This window comes from Arthrobacter monumenti, assembly GCF_054511255.1.
Window position 1 is genome coordinate 151,998 of the sequence record NZ_JBTNCY010000001.1, and the last position, 16,995, is coordinate 168,992.

Genomic DNA, 16,995 nt, shown 5'->3' on the forward strand with positions numbered 1-16,995 from the left:
GGGGGCGTAGTCACCGCTCCGCAGAACCCGGCACACGCGAACTTAATCGCGGCAGTCGGCGTCGTCGGCGCATTCACGCACCAGCTTCATCACGACTCCCCGCTCCTCGTCCGGCCCGCCGCTCTTGTTGGCCAACACATAGAGCTCGCCGTTCATGTCCTCGCCAATCCCGAGCACGAACAGATTGATGTGCCCGTTGACCAGGTTGAAGACGTTCGGAGTGCGTTCGTCCGGATCCGCATTATCGTCCTCAACGACATACATCACCCGTCCATTGGCTGAATTAAAGCCGTCCGAGTAGTCGCCGAACACGTACGTGCCAAACAACTCCGGCAGTTCGGAGCCACGGTAGACAAATCCGCCGATGCTGGCGACTCCCTCATCATGGTCGTATTGCGCGACCGGATCGATCAAACCTTTGGGCAGACCCGGCGTATTGGCAAAGACGAAACCGTCAGAGGCAAACCCGTTCAGCGCCGTGCCATTGGGGTTGAACTGGAAGGTTCCCTCCTTGAGGTGCCATCCGTAATTGCCACCCTGCACAATCCGCGCGTCAACCTCTTCAATATTGTTTTGTCCGACGTCGGCAGTCCAGATCATGCCCGTTCCACCCAGATCGGCACGGTCGGACGAGGCACGAAACGGATTGCGGAACCCGGACGCGAAGATCGTCGGCACCGTGTCCGTGAGCGGATTCATCCGCAGGATCTTCCCCAGCAGCTTGTTCGGATTCTGCGCATTGCCCGGGTCTTCGTGACTGATGCACGGACCCTCACCCGCCAAGCCCAACTGGCCATTCTGGTCGTCGGCACAACCGCCGTCGCCGGAGGTGATGTACATCAGGTTCCGGTCTGCCGCCGTGGTCCCGAAGAACAGCGCACCGCCGTTGTGATTAAACTGCGGCTCCAGGATGGTGAAGAGAACCCTGCTGTTGGCCGCGGGCGTCAGTGGCTGGCGCTTCATCACGTCTGCCGTGGGATTTGGAACCGTCCATTCCCGCACTGTCGCCAAGTGATTCGGCTGCTGGTCAGGTGTCGAGGCGGTGCCCGGAATGGGTTCGGACGTCATCGTGTACAGCAGGCCGTTCGTCGCGTAGTCGGGGTGGAACGCAAGTCCCAGGAAGCCTCGCTCGTCGGCGTCGAGGATGAGCGGCACCAGCAACGATGCGGTATCCAGGATCTTGTTCTTGTCGCCGGTCTCCAGGTCCACCGCCCACAGTGGGCCGTCCTGGTCGACAACGAACAGTACGCCGGGAACACCTGGGGCGTATGTTCCCCAGTTCGGCGCCGTCAGGCCTTTGCCTTCGGTGACGGTCTCCAGTTCCATTTGGATGGCGCCGTCGTCAATATGCCCATCAATCGGATCGGCGATGGGAGCCCCCGGCCCGGGCGAATGTCCGGCCGTTGCGGTTCCCACAGAACCGGCGACCACCAGACTGAAGATGACTGAGATAAAACCGGCGGTGATGCCGGGTCTGACTTTGGAATGAGCTCGCATTGCGATCGACTTCCTTAGGCGGAGCGAAACGGTCCCGGCATCAGGGCGGTGAAGCTCCCCTGCCAGGGATAAATGAAGGAAGAGCCGTCTTCGATACCGGCCGCACTTCCGCCGTATCCGGGCGGAAGGCGCCGGCCCCGGAGGCGCTCCAGACATTGTGCTCACACACTTGCAAGGGCGTCAGTCTAGCACCGCGATTCCCCGGACGGGCAGGGCCTAAGGCACTAAATTTGCAGCGATCCCGTTGTTCTTATTCGTCCCAGTATTCAGCCAACCGGGATGCGGTCCTTGTCATCGCCCCGGGTCGATACCTCGGTGTAGCCGGGATCCGGTTCGGCGAACTCGTAGGCCGCTTCGGCGTGCTCGCTGAGGTCGACTCCCGCCACCTCGTGGTCCTGGCTGACCCGGAATCCAACAGTGCGGTGGATGCCAAATCCAATCAGCCACGTCAGCACCGCAGTAAAGACAATAGCGACGACGACGGCGGCAACCTGGGCGATGAGCTGGTCGAAACCGCCGCCGTAGAACAGCCCGCCGCCTGCCCTGCCCCCGCCGTCGACCGGCATAGCAATGAAGCCCGGCGCCACGGTACCCACCAAACCGGCGGCAAGGTGTACGCCGACGACGTCGAGCGAGTCATCGAAGCCCAGGCGGTACTTCAATCCGACGGCCAACGCCGCCACGGCGCCCGCGACCACGCCGAGGGCGAGTGCACCGAGCGGACTGACGCTCGCACAGGCCGGCGTGATTGCCACCAACCCGGCGACGACGCCGGATGCCGCACCGACGGAGGTGGGACGGCCGTCGCGGATCCGTTCGGTGACCAACCAACCGATCATGGCCGCAGCCGGAGCGGCAAGAGTGTTGATCCAGATCAGGCCGGCTTCCTCCGCCGAGCCCGCGGCGCCCGCGTTAAACCCGAACCAGCCGAACCAGAGCAGTGCCGCACCGAGCATCACGAAAGGAACGCTGTGCGCGCGGTGGAACGGGCTTTTGGTGAAACCGTGCCGCTTTCCGATAATCAGTGCCAGCACCAGCGCGGCGACGCCGGCGCTGATGTGCACGACCGTCCCGCCGGCAAAGTCGATGGCCGCACCGAAGGTTCTACCGATCAGGCCGTCCTCGGTCAGCAATCCACCGCCCCAAACCATGAACGCCATCGGGCAGTAGACCAGAGTCACCCACAGCGGCACGAACAACGTCCAGGAAGCGAATTTGGTCCTGTCGGCGATCGCCCCACTGATCAACGCCACGGTAATGATGGCGAAGGTGGCGCCGTAACCTGCGCCGATCAGGTCTTCTGTCCCTATTTGATCCATCAGCCCCGCCGAGGTGAAGGGATTGCCGAACAACTGGGCGATTCCGTTCCCGCCGGTCATCGAGTATCCCCAGAGGACCCACACGACGCCGACCAGTGCAACGGAGACAAAGCTCATCATCATCATGTTTACCGCGGCCTTCGCCCTGGCCATTCCGCCGTAGAAGAACGCCAGTCCGGGGGTCATCAGCAACACCAGTGCCGCGGACAGCATGACCCATATATGACCTGCAGTCAGTTCCATCATCCATGCCCTTCTCACCAACTACGGGAATTTCCCGCTGGTTTCGAGCATGCCGCCGCTATGTTTCAGCTACAGGAGAGTTAGATTTCAGGCGTGTAAAAAGTCAGGAGCCATCGGCCGCTTGTGGCTGGGGACGACCTTGGTTGGGAGCGGAGGCGCGTTCCTGGATGTATGCTGCCGTGGCATCCGCCCTGAAATACAGGTGATGGTGAGTGCGCGGAATGAAATCCAGCACCGTCCCGCGGATGGCAGCCAGGCGCGCCGCGATATCGCTGAACACCGGTACGGCCGACGTCCCGCACACCACCCGGACGTCGACGTCGAGGGCTGCCAGCGCTGCTTCGTCCGGGGTTTCGAACCCCAGCTGGATATCGTTTTTCACGAAGGCCTCGGCATTGAGATCGCGGCGTTCTCCGTACCACTCTTTACCCGCAGGGGGTTCAAAAAATCCTCTCGAGGTGCCCTCCTTGACGCCGGCGGTGGCCCTGCCCAAAGCCGCAAGGGCGCCGACCCAGTCATCGGGAAACGCAGTCAGATAGTGGTCTATCGTGCGGGATGCAACGTCCTGCAGTCTTCGTCCGTCTTCCGTGAGACTGAAATACCCGGGTTCGTAGACCAGGACGGACTTCACCAATTCTGGATACCGCAGTGCGAACTGGAGCGCAATGATCCCGCCGGTACCGGATCCAAAGACGACGACGTCTTCCAGTCCAAGAGTTTGGATCAGCCCGGCCGCGTCGTCGGCATGTTGCCCCGAACCGCATCCCGGCCAGTTCTCCCTGCCGCTGCGGGAAGTACCCCGGTTGTCGTACGTGACGACGGTAAAACCGGTCAACCTTTCGGCAACCGCCCGGTAGATCTCCGCATCTTCATAGATAGACGAAATCAACAAGACGGCTGGACCGCTGCCCCGGACCTCCGCGTAGATGCTGGTGCCGTTGACCGCGTAATAACCTGCCCGCGGCTTTTCGGCTCCGGGCAGTGCGTCAGGATTAGGCGTCAGCACCTTGCGTTCCACATCAACAGACTATGGCCGCCAGACCATTTTCGGTAGATGGCGGCGCCAAATCCGCAGGGGTTATGCCAGCAGCGCGTCCACGAACTGCTCAGCGTCGAAGGGTGCAAGATCGTCTGCTCCCTCGCCCAATCCGATCAGTTTGACCGGCACGCCGAGCTCGCGCTGTATGGCCACGACGATGCCGCCCTTCGCGGTTCCGTCCAGCTTGGTCAACACGATGCCGGTGATGTCCACTACCTCCGAGAACACCTTGGCCTGGGCCATGCCGTTCTGTCCGGTCGTCGCATCCAGCACCAGCAGGACCTCATCAACGGTGGCCTGCTTTTCCACAACGCGTTTGACCTTGCCCAGCTGGTCCATCAACCCAACCTTGTTCTGCAGGCGCCCGGCAGTATCGATCATGACGACGTCGACCTCACCTTCGATTCCGGCCTTCACCGATTCAAAGGCAACGGAGGCAGGATCGGCACCTTCGACGTCGGACTTCACGGTGGCGACGCCGACCCGCTGGCCCCAAGTTGCCAACTGTTCGGAAGCAGCGGCACGGAAGGTATCCGCGGCGCCTAGGAGGACTTCCTTGTTTTCAGCCACCAGCACCCGCGCGAGCTTGCCGACCGTTGTGGTCTTGCCCACCCCATTGACGCCGACCACCATCATCACGGCCGGCCGGTCAGCATGCCGGTCCACGGCGAGCGAGCGGTCCATCGTCGGGTCCACCAGTTTGATCAGTTCCTCGCGGAGGAGCTCGCGGACATGCTCCGGAGTGCGGCTGCCCATTACCTTCACGCGTTCGCGCAGCGCGTCCACCAGCTGCATGGTCGGTTCGGTTCCGAGGTCGGCCAGCAGCAGGGTCTCTTCGATTTCGTCCCAGACGTCTTCGTCAATCTTGTCCCGGGCCAGCAGCATCAGCAGGCCCTTGCCCAGGGCGTTGTTGGACTTCGACAAGCGTTCGCGCAACCGCACCAGGCGTCCGGCGGCCGGTTCTGGAGCTTCCACCTCAAGCTGCTCAAGACCGGCAAGATCATCCTCGACGGGTGCCGTTTCCGTCAGGTCCTCGCGCGGCTCGACGGTTTCCGGTCCGGGCGGAGCTTCCGTCGGCCGTTCAAGGGTGTCCGTTCCGCCACCGGGAGCGGGATCGTTGGCGTCCCGGGTGGTGGTGAACGTGTCCTTGGTGCGGCGGGTCTTGACCAGCACGGCGGCCAGGATTCCCAGCACGGCAATAGCCAGGACGATGTACAAAATGATCGGAAGAATACCTGAATCAGTCACGCGTCCTAGCTTCTCACATGCGTCCGACAGGCTGCGGATCGGGTTATCTGAGAGACTTTACCTGCCATGGTCAGACTTCCCCGCTTCTCCCGCCCGCCCGGCGCACCCAGCACGGCGACTCCTCCAGCCCCTCGGTTACCGATCCCGCAGGAGATCCGCGTCCTCATTGCCGCCGCCTTCGTGATTGCACTCGGCTACGGATTGGTCTCGCCCGTCCTGCCGCAGTTCGCTCAAAGCTTCGACGTCGGTGTCGCCGCCGCTTCCGTCATCGTCAGCGCCTTTGCCTTCACCCGATTGATCTTTGCCCCGGTTGGCGGGCAGTTGATCGGCAAGCTCGGCGAACGTCCGGTGTACGTGACAGGCCTGCTGATCGTGGCCGCCTCGACAGGTGCGTGTGCGTTCGCGCAGGACTATTGGCAGCTGCTGATTTTCCGTGGCCTTGGCGGCATTGGGTCAACGATGTTCACCGTGTCGGCGATGGGTCTGATCATCCGGTTGGCACCGCCATCGATCCGCGGCCGCGTCTCCAGCGCCTACGCCTCCGCCTTCCTACTCGGCAGTATCGGCGGTCCGGTGCTTGGTGGGCTGCTGGCCGGGTTCGGACTCCGTGTGCCGTTCCTCGTCTATGCCGTCGCCCTGCTGATTGCGAACGCCGTCGTATTCTTCCGGCTCAAGGATGCTTCCCTGGGCTCGAAGGAAGCGAAGAAGAAGCAGATTCCGATGACGTTCCGGGAGGCCATCCGCGACAGTGCCTACCGCTCCGCTCTGGCCTCCAGTTTCGCCAATGGCTGGTCATCCTTCGGTGTCCGGGTTGCCCTGATTCCGTTGTTCGCCGCCGCTGCCCTGGGTGCCGGTCCGCAGATTGCCGGCATCGCGCTGGCCGTTTTCGCCGCCGGCAATGCCGCCGCCCTGACAGTTTCCGGACGCCTCGCAGACAGCATCGGACGCAAACCGCTCATCCTGACCGGACTGGTGGTCAACGGCGTAGCCACCGGTGCGATCGGTTTTACCGACACGGTCTGGCTGTTCCTGACCGTCTCCGTCATCGCCGGCATGGGTTCGGGCCTGCTGAACCCGGCGCAGCAGGCAACGGTGGCCGACGTCGTCGGAAATGACCGCAGCGGTGGAAAGGTGCTGGCCGCTTTCCAGATGACCGCCGACACCGGTGCCATCCTCGGGCCGATCCTCGCAGGGCTGCTGGCTGATCGGTTGTCCTACAGCTGGGCCTTCGGGCTGACTGGTGTCATCGCCCTGCTGGCTGCGACGGCGTGGCTCGGCGGACGGGAGACTTTGTCCCGGGACGAGCATGTGGAGCACTCGAAGAAGGACGAGGCGGCCGAAGGGGCATAACCCCTGGCGACCTGGCCGGCCCGCGTTCCGCGCCCGTGTCGCTCCGGCGCGGGCGTACCTCTGCGACTTTGTCTGCTTCCCGCCGCACCGTGTCGGTCCGGCATCCCCTCGGCACGGACAGCACAATGGAGGGATGACTGACGAGACGCGTTGGGAACGTCCGGATCACGCGGGCATCCGGAAGCAATTCGAGGACCGGTTCCGGCAGATGCACGACGACGGAACGGACACGGCTGGCGAGGCGCGTTTCATCGACATGTTGCTGGACCGCGGATCGACAGTGCTCGACGCCGGCTGCGGCACCGGCCGGCTGACCTCGGAGCTGAACCTGCGCGGACACCTCTGCATCGGCGTCGACAAGGATCCAAAGCTGCTCAGGACAGCGAAGGAACTGCACGGCCCCGGCCATGACTTCCTGCGATCGGATCTCGTGGACGTGACAGGCGAATGGCTGGCGGCGGGTGGACTGCCCCGGACCTATGACCTGATCGCGGCGATCGGCAACGTGATGGTGTATCTGGCTCCCGGATCGGAAATCCAGGTGCTGCGGAACTTCGCGGCTCTGCTTACCGACGACGGCCGCCTTGTCACCGGCTTCGCGACCGACAGGGACTATACCCTCGAGCAGTTCGACGCCGACGCCTCGGCCGCCGGTTTCCGGACTGAGCACCGTTTCGGGAGCTGGCAACTGGCCTCGTTCGACGACGACGCTGACTGGGCGACGACTGTACTCCGCCGCTGCGGCGAATAAGACCGTCACTCCGCCGCACAGCGACGTAAGACGGTCACGGTCAGGCGGCCGGCTCCCGATTGTGACAAATTGACCCGGACGCGCAGGTCAATTTGTCACAATCGGGAGCGGACTTCCTTCTCGCCTAAACGTCGGCGCCCTTCTCGCCTACGCGTCGGCGCCGATACGTTGGCTGATCACCGTCGTGACGCCGTCGCCGCGCATGGTTACCCCGTAGAGCGCGTCGGCCACTTCCATGGTCCGCTTCTGATGCGTGATGATGATCAGCTGACTGGACTCGCGCAGTTCCTCGAAAATGGTGATCAGCCGGCTCAGGTTGGTGTCGTCCAGTGCGGCCTCGACCTCATCCATCACGTAGAACGGCGACGGCCGCGCCTTGAAGATCGCCACCAGGAGGGCGACGGCGGTCAGTGAACGTTCCCCGCCGGACAGCAGGGACAGCCGCTTGATCTTCTTGCCGGCCGGTCTGGCCTCCACCTCGATGCCGCTGTTCAGCATGTCGTCCGGATCTGTCAGGACGAGCCTGCCTTCGCCGCCCGGGAACAGGCGTCCGAAGACGCGCTCGAACTGCACGGCGGTGTCTTGGTAGGCGGCGGTAAAGACCTGCTCGACGCGTTCGTCCACCTGCCGGATGATGTCCAGCAGATCCTTGCGCGTTGACTTTAGGTCCTCGAGTTGGCTGCTCAGGTACTGGTGACGCTCCTCAAGGGCGGCGAACTCTTCCAGGGCGAGCGGATTGACCTTGCCGAGGGCCGCCAGATCCCGTTCTGCCCGCTTGAGCCGCTTCTCCTGCTCGGCACGTTTGAATGGGATGCCCTCCGGCTCCGGCTCGTTCCCGCCGGACTTTTCCGTTTCGGATCCACCGCCGACATCGGCGTTTCCGCCCCCGTCGACGCCATCGCCGCCATCCGCGCCGATGGCATGATCACTACTACCGCCGGGGTCGCCCTCGGCCGTCCCGGCTCCTGCTTCACCGTCGCCGTCGTCGTTCCCGTGGTTGCCACCCTCGTCGGCGCCGTCTTCGGCCGCCGCCTTCTCTTCCTCGCTCAGGGGCGCGTCGAGTGCGGCCCACTTGTCCGGCTTGGCCGGCGCGGCCTTCCGCAGAGGCTCCGGTTCCTTCGGCAGAGGCACCAGCTGGTCCGGGCCGTATTCGGCCACCAGGTGATCGGCGGTCAGCCCCAGCTCCTCGATCGCCTTGGTTTCCAACGCCTCGATCCGCGCCCGCTGCTCTGCCCGCGCCAGCTCGTCCCGGTGCACGGAATCGGTCAACTCCGCCAGCTCCGCCAGATACTTCTCGTTGGCCGTGCGGATCGCCACGAGTTCTGAATCCCACGCCGCACGCACCTCCTCGGCCTCGTCCCGCTCCCTGCCGGCAAGGTCAACCGACACGTCAATGAAGGCAAGCGCCGTCTCTGCACCCTTGGCCACCGCTGCGGCCTTGCGTGCCTGGATCTGTCGGCGCCTGGCACGTTCGGCCGCCTGCGCCCGCGCCCGCCGCTCCGTTTCCGCCGCCCGCTCCAGCGATGCAGCGCGGTTTCCGATCGCGGTCAGCTGCTCCTCACCCGAGCGCAGTGCGAGCCTGGCCTCCATTTCCGTCTGGCGTGCTTCCGTCGCCGCTTCGGCGAGTTCGTCCCGGTATTCGGTGGACGGTTCCTCGTCGGCAGGAGCATCCTCGGCCGCCTGGAGCCGCTCGGTCACGGCCGTCAGCGCTTCCTGTTCGGTGACGATGTTCGCCTCGGCGGCCTCGACCAGCTTGGCGAGCCGCTCCGACTCCCCCACTGCCGAACGCAACGTCGATCCCAGGTGGCCGAGCCGTTCGGCGACTGCGGAGAATTTCGCGTCCGATTCGTGCAGCCGCTCCAGCGCCGCGTCGGTGCGTTGCTGGGCTTCCTCCCGCTTGGCATTCGCATTGGCCAGCGCAAATCGCGCCCGTTCGGACCGCGCCGTCGCCGCGTTCAGCTTCGCCGTCGTCTCGTCGACCGCTGCCTGTACCTCGAGCAGGCTCGGCGCACTGGAGGATCCGCCGCGCACGGACAGAGCGGTGAACACGTCACCGTCTGATGTCACGGCGGTCAGTTGTGGTTGTTTCGCGATGACGGCCCCGGCCGTTGCCAGATTATCGACGACGACGACGCCGGCCAGCAGCGCCTCAACGACACCCTTGAGTTCGGGTTTGGAGGTGACGAGATCGACCGCCGGCTTGGCGCCTGACGGCAGGTCCTTATATTCGGAAGTCTCAACGGACGCCCCGTCGGCCAGCACCAGATCGACCCGGCCGCCGGCGCCGTCCTTGAGCTTGCGCAGCGCCCGCACCGCGGCGTCCGCGTCGGTCACAGCCACGGCTTCGGCGGCCGGTCCCAGTGCTGCCGCGATGGCCGTCTCGTAGCCGGATTCGATCGTGATGAGATCAGCCACGCCGCTCAGGACGCCCTTCAAGCCGGCGGAGAGCAGCGCGCCGGAGCCGTCCTTGCGCTTGAGCCCCACCTCGAGGGCCTCGCGCCGGGCGGCCAGGGAATCACGTTCCCGTTCGGACTCGCGTTCTTCGGTTTTCAGGGCCTCAATCTGGTCCAGGATGCCATCGAGCTCCTCATTGGCGCTTTCATAGGCGGCATCGAGTCCCTCCTCTCCCTCCTCCGCTCCGGCGACCTGGCTCTCGAGAGCGGTGAACTCGGACTGAGCCTTCGTGCGGCGCTCTTCGGCATCCTGAATGGACTGTCGCAGCCGGCCAAGTTCAGCTTCGGCCGATTCGACCCTCGAACGCGCTGTCCCCACCTGCCCGGCAAGTTTGGCGAGTCCCTCGCGCCGGTCTGCCGCGGCCCGCATGATCGCTGTCAGGCGTTTTTCCTCTTCGGCGGCCATGTGTTCGGCCTGACCGCGGGCAGCGATGGCGGTTTCCAATGCGTTGCGCTGGTCGGCAATGGAACCTTCCAGCTCGAACTGTTCCTTCCGGACGCGGGCCGCCTGCTGTTCGAGCTGATCCGGATCCCGCCCCGTGTCCTGCGGCTCGTCGGACGAACCCAGCAGCCGCCGTCGTTCCGTTGCCAGGTTCCGGAGCGAGCGAAGCCGTTCCCGGGTGGACGAGAGCTGGTACCAAACGTCCCGGGCCGCCCGAAGCTTCGGGGTCGCCTCTGAGGCCAGCCGCTCCAGTTCCGACTGCCTGGCGCGGCCCGTCTCAAGTGCTTTTTCGACCTCTGAACGGCGCTGCTTCAGGGCCGTCTCGTCGGCGACTTCCTGCTCCAGGTTGGTGGTGAGGCGGACCAGATCGTCGGCGAGGAGCCTGGCGCGGGCGTCCCGGACCTCGAACTGGACGGTCTGCGCGCGGCGGGCTACCTCGGCCTGCTTGCCCAAGGGCGTGAGCTGCCGTCGGATTTCACCAGTGAGATCGTTCAGCCGGGACAGGTTGCCCTGCATGGCCTCGAGCTTGCGGACGGTCTTTTCCTTGCGGCGGCGGTGCTTGAGGATTCCCGCGGCTTCCTCGATGAACCCACGGCGGTCCTCGGCGGTTGCGTGCAGGATTTTGTCCAGTTGGCCCTGTCCGACGATCACATGCATTTCGCGGCCGAGGCCGGAATCCGAGAGCAGTTCCTGGATGTCGAGCAGCCGGCAGTTGGCACCATTGATCGCGTACTCCGACCCGCCGGCGCGGAACAGCGTGCGGGAAATGGTGACTTCGGAGTATTCGATCGGCAGGGCGCCGTCGGCATTGTCAATGGTGAGCGAAACCTGCGCCCGCCCCAGTGGAGCCCGGCCGGAGGAGCCGGAGGTGCCGGCGAAGATGACGTCTTCCATCTTCCCGCCGCGCAGGGTTTTCGCACCCTGTTCGCCCATCACCCAGGCGAGGGCGTCCACCACATTGGACTTGCCGGAGCCATTGGGCCCGACGACGGCGGTTACCCCGGGCTCGAAGTCAAAGGTCGTCGCAGACGCGAAGGACTTGAAGCCGCGGACGGTCAAACTCTTCAGGTGCAAGGACTTGGACTCTTTCTGGCGCGGCGGTGTTCTGTTCCAATTTACTGCGAGTAACGCGTTTCGGCCGCCATTCACATGCGTTATGCCATTATGAGCTCATGCACGCAGTCGTTCTTGGCGCCGGAATGAGTGGGTTGGCCTCCGCCCTGCTGCTGCGCCGGGCCGGCCACGACGTCACCGTCGTCAGCGACAAGCGCGTGCAGGCGACGACGTCGCATCTCGCCGCCGCCGTGTGGTTTCCCACTGCTGCCGGCCCGCCGGAGAGGGTCGGGCCCTGGGGCGATGAAACCTATTCCGTGCTGGCGGGCGAAGCAGCGGACGGCCATCCCGGGGTGACGATGCTCGAATCGCTAACCCTTTACAGGGAAGAGCCGGGCGAGCCGGACTGGGTCAAGTCGGTCGGCGATGTGCGCCCGGCAATGGCGGAGGAGTTGCCGCCCGGTTATGCCCACGGTCTGCGCTTCGTCGTGCCGCTGGTCGAGATGCCGACGTATCTGCCCGGGCTGCTGCGCCGGGCGGGTGCGGCGGGGGTGAACTACGTGGCCGAGCGGGTTCACCGGCTGGAAGATCTGCTCTCCTGGAGACCGGACCTGATAGTCAACGCCGCCGGAATGGCCGCTGGTCCATTGGTGGGCGACGACAGCACCTATCCGGTCCGCGGACAGATCGTCCGGGTGCGGAACCCCGGCCTCAGCACCTCGGTCCGCGACGAAAAACACCCCGGCGGCCGTGCCTATGTTCATCCCCGCAGCCGTGACTGCATCCTTGGCGGAACGTTCGACGTCGGTGAATGGGACGACACACCCGATCCCTTCGAGACGAAAGCGATCCTGGACCGCTGCACCGACATCGTGCCCGCCTTGGCCAGTGCGGAAGTCATCGAAAGCGTCGTCGGGCTCCGGCCCGGACGGCCCGAAGTCCGGCTGGAAACCGACACGGAGCTGCTCCCCGTTCCGGTGATCCACAACTACGGCCACGGCGGCTCCGGCATCACCATCGGCTGGGGGTGCGCCGCAGAAGTGGTCAGGCTTGCCAATATGCTCGCCAGTTAGCTCAGGAAACCCCGAAAACGTCCCGCAGGATTTCCTCGTTGGACAGTATCGGCTGACGATACTCGGCATTGAGCAGTTCGAGTGTCCGCTCATGCACGTCGGGCACATGCGAGGCGATGGCCTCCTTGGCCAGGATCACCTCGCGGTTCCGTGCGTAGGCTTCCGCGGCGGTCACCGCAACGCAGGTATGGGTCGACACGCCGCACAGGACGATTTTCTCCGCATGCAGGTTTTTCAGCCGCTCTTCCAAATCCGTTCCATAGAAGGAGTTATCCCGGGTCTTGACGACCTGCACCGCATCCTCGACATCCAGACCGTCCACATTTTGCGCATCGTCGTCACCGACAAAAACGAAGCCTTGGTCGTCCTCGATCATGCTCCGCGTCCAGGTCGACTTATTGCGTTCGTGCTGGGTGCGGATATTGACCACCGGAATGCCCTTTTGTTTTGCCGCATCCACCAGTTCGTTGACCCTGGCCGTCAGTTCCTTCCGCAACGGTTTCAGCGGTTCGCCCTCAAAAAAGGCATTCATCATGTCGACGACTACCAATGCGGTGGACATAGTAAGTATCCTTTCCATTACGGGTACTCCAGCATAGTTCCCTGTGCCGGAGCACGGTGAATGACGCGGCAATCAGCGCCGTATGTTCTCTTGGCGGCATATGCGGAACTACGCTGAGAGGTGCATAGTTAACTACCTGACCTGTTTTTTGCGCGTTTCGGCAACCTGCAGGCGTCCCAGTCGGCATCACACAGAGGCAGCGATTTGATCGGCAACGCAACGTTTCGGCATACCAACACCGCTTTGCTGGCGGTAACCAGCGTCGAGGCGCCCGTTATTGTCCCCTCAGCGGATTTCGACCGCAGCCTGGGTTCGGCCTTGAAACGTCTGGGACTTTCCTCCAGATTGCTGGAACGCGTCGCAGGGATAAGAGAGCGCCGCTGGTGGGACGAGGGAACAACATTCGTCGACGCCGCCATGGAAGCCGGTGCCAAAGCCCTTGCCGCTGCCGGGATCGAACCGGGCCAGGTCGGGATGCTGATCAATACCTCCGTCAGCCGCGAAAATCTTGAACCTTCCGTAGCGGTCAAGATCCACCACGGACTCGGACTGCCGTCATCGGCGGTCAACTTCGACATCACCAACGCCTGCCTCGGCTTCCTCAATGGCATCAACCTGGCGGCGACCATGATCGACAGCGGCCAGATCAAGTACGCCGTGATCGTCAATGGCGAGGATTCGCAGGCCACGCAGGAAGCCACCGTGCGCCGGCTCAATCGCCCGGACACCACCCGCGATGACTTCATGCGGGAGTTCGCCACCCTCACCCTAGGCTCCGGCGCCGCAGCTGCTGTGATTGGACCGGCGGACGCGCATACAGGTTCCCACCGGGTCATCGGCGGAGTCTCGCGGGCTGGAACCGAACACCATGAATTGTGTGTCGGCGGCGTCGACGGAATGTACACAGATGCGAAGGGCCTGATGGAGGGCGGACTCGACCTGGTTGAATCAGCCTGGCACGAGGCGCAGGCGGACAACTGGGACTGGGCGAATATGGACCGCTACGTCACCCACCAGGTATCCACAGCCCACACCAAGGCCATCGTGGACGCAATCAACCTGGATCCCAAAAAGGTGCCGATGACCTTCCCGCTGTGGGGCAATGTCGGTCCCGCCTCGCTGCCGATGACCCTCGCCGCCGAATCGCAGAACCTCAATACCGGAGACAGGGTGCTGTGCATGGGGGTCGGCTCCGGGCTGAACACCACCATGATGGAACTCGTTTGGTAAGTGCAGCATGGCCCGGTGTCGAACTGGGCTGGTCCCGCCGTGTCAGTGTGCCCTCAACGGCCGCCGTCGACCCACCGGGAACCGTCCATAACTGGCATCTGCTCGACAATGGACAGGAACTGGAAGAACGCGGCCTCACGCCGGAAGGCACGCTCCTTTGCGTACACGGCAACCCCACCTGGTCCTACTTGTGGCGAAGTCTTATCCAGGCAGCCACCGAGGCCCCCCGGCCGTGGCGCGTCGTCGCCGTCGACCAGCTGGACATGGGCTACTCCGACCGCGCGGACCGGTTCCGCCGCCTCGAGGACCGCATCACCGACCTGGGCGACCTGACCGACTCGTTGCAGTTGGCAGGGCCGGTCATAACGATCGGGCATGACTGGGGCGGAGTCATCTCCCTCGGCTGGGCGACCCGCCACCGGGACCAGCTCGCCGGCGTCGTTCTGACCAATACCGCCATCCACCAGCCGGCCAACGCCTCCATCCCGGCGCCGCTGAAGCTCGTGCTCAATCCTGCCGTGCACGCCTGGGGCACCAAATCCAGCAGCGCGTTCCTGCGCGTGACGCATTCGCTCGCCCATCCGCCGTTGCCGAAGGACGTGGAAGCGGCGTACATGGCGCCGTATCGACGTGCCCGACGGCGGGAGGGTGTCGGCAATTTCGTCGCCGACATCCCGGCCGGCCCCTCCCATCCGAGCTACCCCACGTTGGAGGCTGTCGCCGAGGGTGTGCGTACCCTCGGTGTTCCGGCGCTGCTGTTGTGGGGCCCCAAGGATCCGGTCTTTTCCGATCGCTACCTGCGCGACCTGATGGACCGGCTGCCGCAGGCGGATGTGCACAGGTTCGAAGGCGCTGGACACCTTGTGGTCGAGGACCGCGATGTTGCCGGCACAGTCCTGCGCTGGCTGGGCCAAAGGAAGAGGAACGACGACGGCGGCCCACCAACAGAATTCACGCCGCTCTGGGCAGAACTCGACCGCCGTTCCACGGAAACCAGCACCGCCGTCGTCGACATGGTCCATGGCGACGTACGGAAGCTCAGCTGGGCAGAGCTGGCCGACCGGGTCAGCAACCTGGCTGCTGGACTGACTGCCGCGGGGGTGAAACCCGGCGATCGCGTTAACCTGCTGGTGCCGCCCGGCTCGGATCTGACTTCGCTGATCTACGCCTGTTTGCGCATCGGCGCGGTCATCGTCGTCGCCGATGCCGGCCTGGGCGCCAAGGGTCTGAGCCGTGCCATCAAAGGCGCAGGCCCCGATTACCTTGTCGGCATCGAACGCGGCTTGACCGCCGCCCGCCTGTTCAACTGGCCGGGCGACCGCATCAGCGTCTCAGACCTACCCCCGGCGAGGCGGCGCCTGCTGGGCGTCAGCCACACCCTTTCGGAAATCACCGCCCGCGGCGCCGCCTCGCTCCGTGCAGGGGCTGCCGAACCGCAGGTACCCGCTGCCGATGATGAGGCGGCGATCCTGTTCACATCCGGGTCCACCGGTCCGGCCAAGGGTGTCGTCTACACCCATCGCCAGCTCTCGGCCATGCGCGACGCGGTCGCCGGCACGTACGGCCTGACAGCCGGCACTGCTTTGGTCGCCGGTTTCGCCCCGTTCGCACTGCTCGGTCCCGCCCTCGGCGCCACGACAGTCACCCCCGACATGGACGTCACCGCTCCAAAAACACTGAGCGCAAAGGCCCTGGCCGAGGCTGCTGCGGCTGTCGACGCGACGGCGGTCTTCGCTTCGCCCTCGGCTCTGCGCAACGTGCTGGACACCGCCGTCGAACTGGAGGCTGGAAACAGGAATGCGCTGGCGAAGGTGAATCTGCTGCTCTCGGCCGGTGCGCCGATTGCGGAAGCCCTGCTGGACGAGCTGACCGGGCTCCTTCCAAATGCTTCGTTGCACACGCCGTACGGCATGACCGAAGCGCTCCCGATCACCGACATCGATCTGGAAGGCATCCGCGGTGCCCGGCTCGACGCCGGAAATGCATCGCCCGCAACGGAAAGCGACAACGTTACGCCGCCCCTCGACGGTGCTGGCAATGGAGTCTGCGTCGGCACGCCTGTCGAGGGCGCGAAGATCTGCGTCAGCCCGCTGGACGGTTCTGGCGCCGCGACCGGCGACCTGACCACCGAGTCCGGCGTTACCGGTGAGATCCTGGTCAGCGCCCCGCATGTGAAGAGTCATTACGACCGGCTCTGGGCAACCGAACAGATCAGTTCGCAGAATCCCGGCTGGCACCGCACCGGCGACGTCGGCCATCTGGACTCCAAGGGCAGGCTGTGGGTTGAAGGCCGGCTCGGCCACATCATCACGACCGCGCAGGGCGTCGTGACTCCAGTCGCGCTGGAGCAAAGCATCGAAACCGCCGACGGCGTGGGCCGGGCAGCCGTCGTCGGGGTCGGTCCCTCCGGAGCGCAGGTCCTGGTTGCCATCGTGGAGACCGTTCCACCGGCCGGACAACCGGCAGTCGCGGGTACCGTCCTCGCGGCGTCCGTGCGCCAGGCCGTCGCACAAGCAGCAGCGGCCGTACGCCAGGCAGTTGCACGGGAAGAGGCGTCGGTCTCCCCCGGCCTTGCCGCCGTCGTCGTGGTTCCGGAACTGCCTACCGATATCCGGCACAATGCCAAGATCGACCGCGCCCGCTTGGCTGAATGGGCCTCAAAGGTACTCGCCGGTGGACGAATGACCGCGCCATGATTACTAACAGTCCTGCCCACCGCCCCTTCCTCCGACCAA

11 protein-coding genes are annotated in these 16,995 nt (G+C 64.6%); 5 read left to right on the forward strand and 6 right to left on the reverse strand.

Translation table 11 applies throughout. The features are described 5' to 3' along the window. Nucleotides 1–42: 42 nt before the first annotated feature. From ACX80B_RS00700 to ftsY, 4 genes are all read right to left on the reverse strand, one after another. A complete protein-coding gene (locus ACX80B_RS00700; protein ID WP_459292011.1) occupies nt 43–1,497 on the reverse strand; it encodes a PQQ-dependent sugar dehydrogenase in 1,455 nt (484 codons plus the stop codon). A 266-nt stretch (nt 1,498–1,763) separates the two neighbouring features. Continuing rightward, complete coding sequence (locus ACX80B_RS00705) at nt 1,764–3,059, reverse strand: ammonium transporter (RefSeq protein ID WP_459292835.1); 1,296 nt, start codon at nt 3,057–3,059, stop codon at nt 1,764–1,766. Between the two features lie 103 nt (nt 3,060–3,162). Continuing rightward, nucleotides 3,163–4,077 carry an alpha/beta fold hydrolase gene (locus tag ACX80B_RS00710; protein ID WP_459292013.1) on the reverse strand — a complete coding sequence of 305 codons (915 nt, stop codon included), beginning with the start codon at nt 4,075–4,077 and terminating at the stop codon, nt 3,163–3,165. Between the two features lie 60 nt (nt 4,078–4,137). Then, complete coding sequence (ftsY, locus tag ACX80B_RS00715; RefSeq protein WP_459292015.1) at nt 4,138–5,346, reverse strand: signal recognition particle-docking protein FtsY; 1,209 nt, start codon at nt 5,344–5,346, stop codon at nt 4,138–4,140. A 66-nt stretch (nt 5,347–5,412) separates the two neighbouring features. Here ftsY and ACX80B_RS00720 point away from each other — a divergent pair, with 66 nt between their 5' ends. Together ACX80B_RS00720 and ACX80B_RS00725 are read left to right on the forward strand one after the other, a co-directional pair. After that, nucleotides 5,413–6,696: an MFS transporter gene (locus ACX80B_RS00720; RefSeq protein ID WP_459292017.1), complete on the forward strand. Its 1,284-nt coding sequence runs from the start codon at nt 5,413–5,415 to the stop codon at nt 6,694–6,696. Between the two features lie 133 nt (nt 6,697–6,829). Continuing rightward, nucleotides 6,830–7,447 carry a class I SAM-dependent methyltransferase gene (locus tag ACX80B_RS00725; RefSeq protein ID WP_459292019.1) on the forward strand — a complete coding sequence of 206 codons (618 nt, stop codon included), beginning with the start codon at nt 6,830–6,832 and terminating at the stop codon, nt 7,445–7,447. Nucleotides 7,448–7,594: 147 nt separating this feature from the next. On the opposite strand, the gene smc is transcribed toward ACX80B_RS00725, so the two are convergent. Beyond that, nucleotides 7,595–11,416 carry a chromosome segregation protein SMC gene (gene smc / locus ACX80B_RS00730; RefSeq protein ID WP_459292021.1) on the reverse strand — a complete coding sequence of 1,274 codons (3,822 nt, stop codon included), beginning with the start codon at nt 11,414–11,416 and terminating at the stop codon, nt 7,595–7,597. Between the two features lie 98 nt (nt 11,417–11,514). On the opposite strand from smc, the gene ACX80B_RS00735 reads away from it, so the two are divergent. Next, nucleotides 11,515–12,468, forward strand: coding sequence for an FAD-dependent oxidoreductase (locus ACX80B_RS00735; protein ID WP_459292023.1), 954 nt, complete (start codon nt 11,515–11,517; stop codon nt 12,466–12,468). A 1-nt stretch (nt 12,469) separates the two neighbouring features. Here ACX80B_RS00735 and ACX80B_RS00740 read toward each other — a convergent pair whose 3' ends face one another. After that, nucleotides 12,470–13,030: a cysteine hydrolase family protein gene (locus ACX80B_RS00740; RefSeq protein ID WP_459292025.1), complete on the reverse strand. Its 561-nt coding sequence runs from the start codon at nt 13,028–13,030 to the stop codon at nt 12,470–12,472. A gap of 204 nt (nt 13,031–13,234) precedes the next feature. On the opposite strand from ACX80B_RS00740, the gene ACX80B_RS00745 reads away from it, so the two are divergent. Both ACX80B_RS00745 and ACX80B_RS00750 read left to right on the forward strand, forming a co-directional pair. Next, nucleotides 13,235–14,260 (forward strand): 3-oxoacyl-ACP synthase III, encoded by a 1,026-nt coding sequence (locus ACX80B_RS00745; RefSeq protein WP_459292027.1) that lies wholly within the window; start codon nt 13,235–13,237, stop codon nt 14,258–14,260. Beyond that, complete coding sequence (locus ACX80B_RS00750; protein ID WP_459292029.1) at nt 14,254–16,956, forward strand: alpha/beta fold hydrolase; 2,703 nt, start codon at nt 14,254–14,256, stop codon at nt 16,954–16,956. Before ACX80B_RS00745 ends, ACX80B_RS00750 begins: the two co-directional genes overlap by 7 nt. Nucleotides 16,957–16,995: the final 39 nt, after the last annotated feature.

Excerpts from the sequence above, each read along its gene's own strand:
- ACX80B_RS00705 (WP_459292835.1), bottom strand. The coding sequence starts at position 3,059 with ATGGAACTGACTGCAGGTCATATATGGGTCATGCTGTCCGCGGCACTG.
- ACX80B_RS00720 (WP_459292017.1), top strand. The coding sequence starts at position 5,413 with ATGGTCAGACTTCCCCGCTTCTCCCGCCCGCCCGGCGCACCCAGCACG.
- ACX80B_RS00740 (WP_459292025.1), bottom strand. The coding sequence starts at position 13,030 with ATGTCCACCGCATTGGTAGTCGTCGACATGATGAATGCCTTTTTTGAG.
- ACX80B_RS00700 (WP_459292011.1), bottom strand. The coding sequence starts at position 1,497 with ATGCGAGCTCATTCCAAAGTCAGACCCGGCATCACCGCCGGTTTTATC.
- ACX80B_RS00735 (WP_459292023.1), top strand. The coding sequence starts at position 11,515 with ATGCACGCAGTCGTTCTTGGCGCCGGAATGAGTGGGTTGGCCTCCGCC.
- ACX80B_RS00725 (WP_459292019.1), top strand. The coding sequence starts at position 6,830 with ATGACTGACGAGACGCGTTGGGAACGTCCGGATCACGCGGGCATCCGG.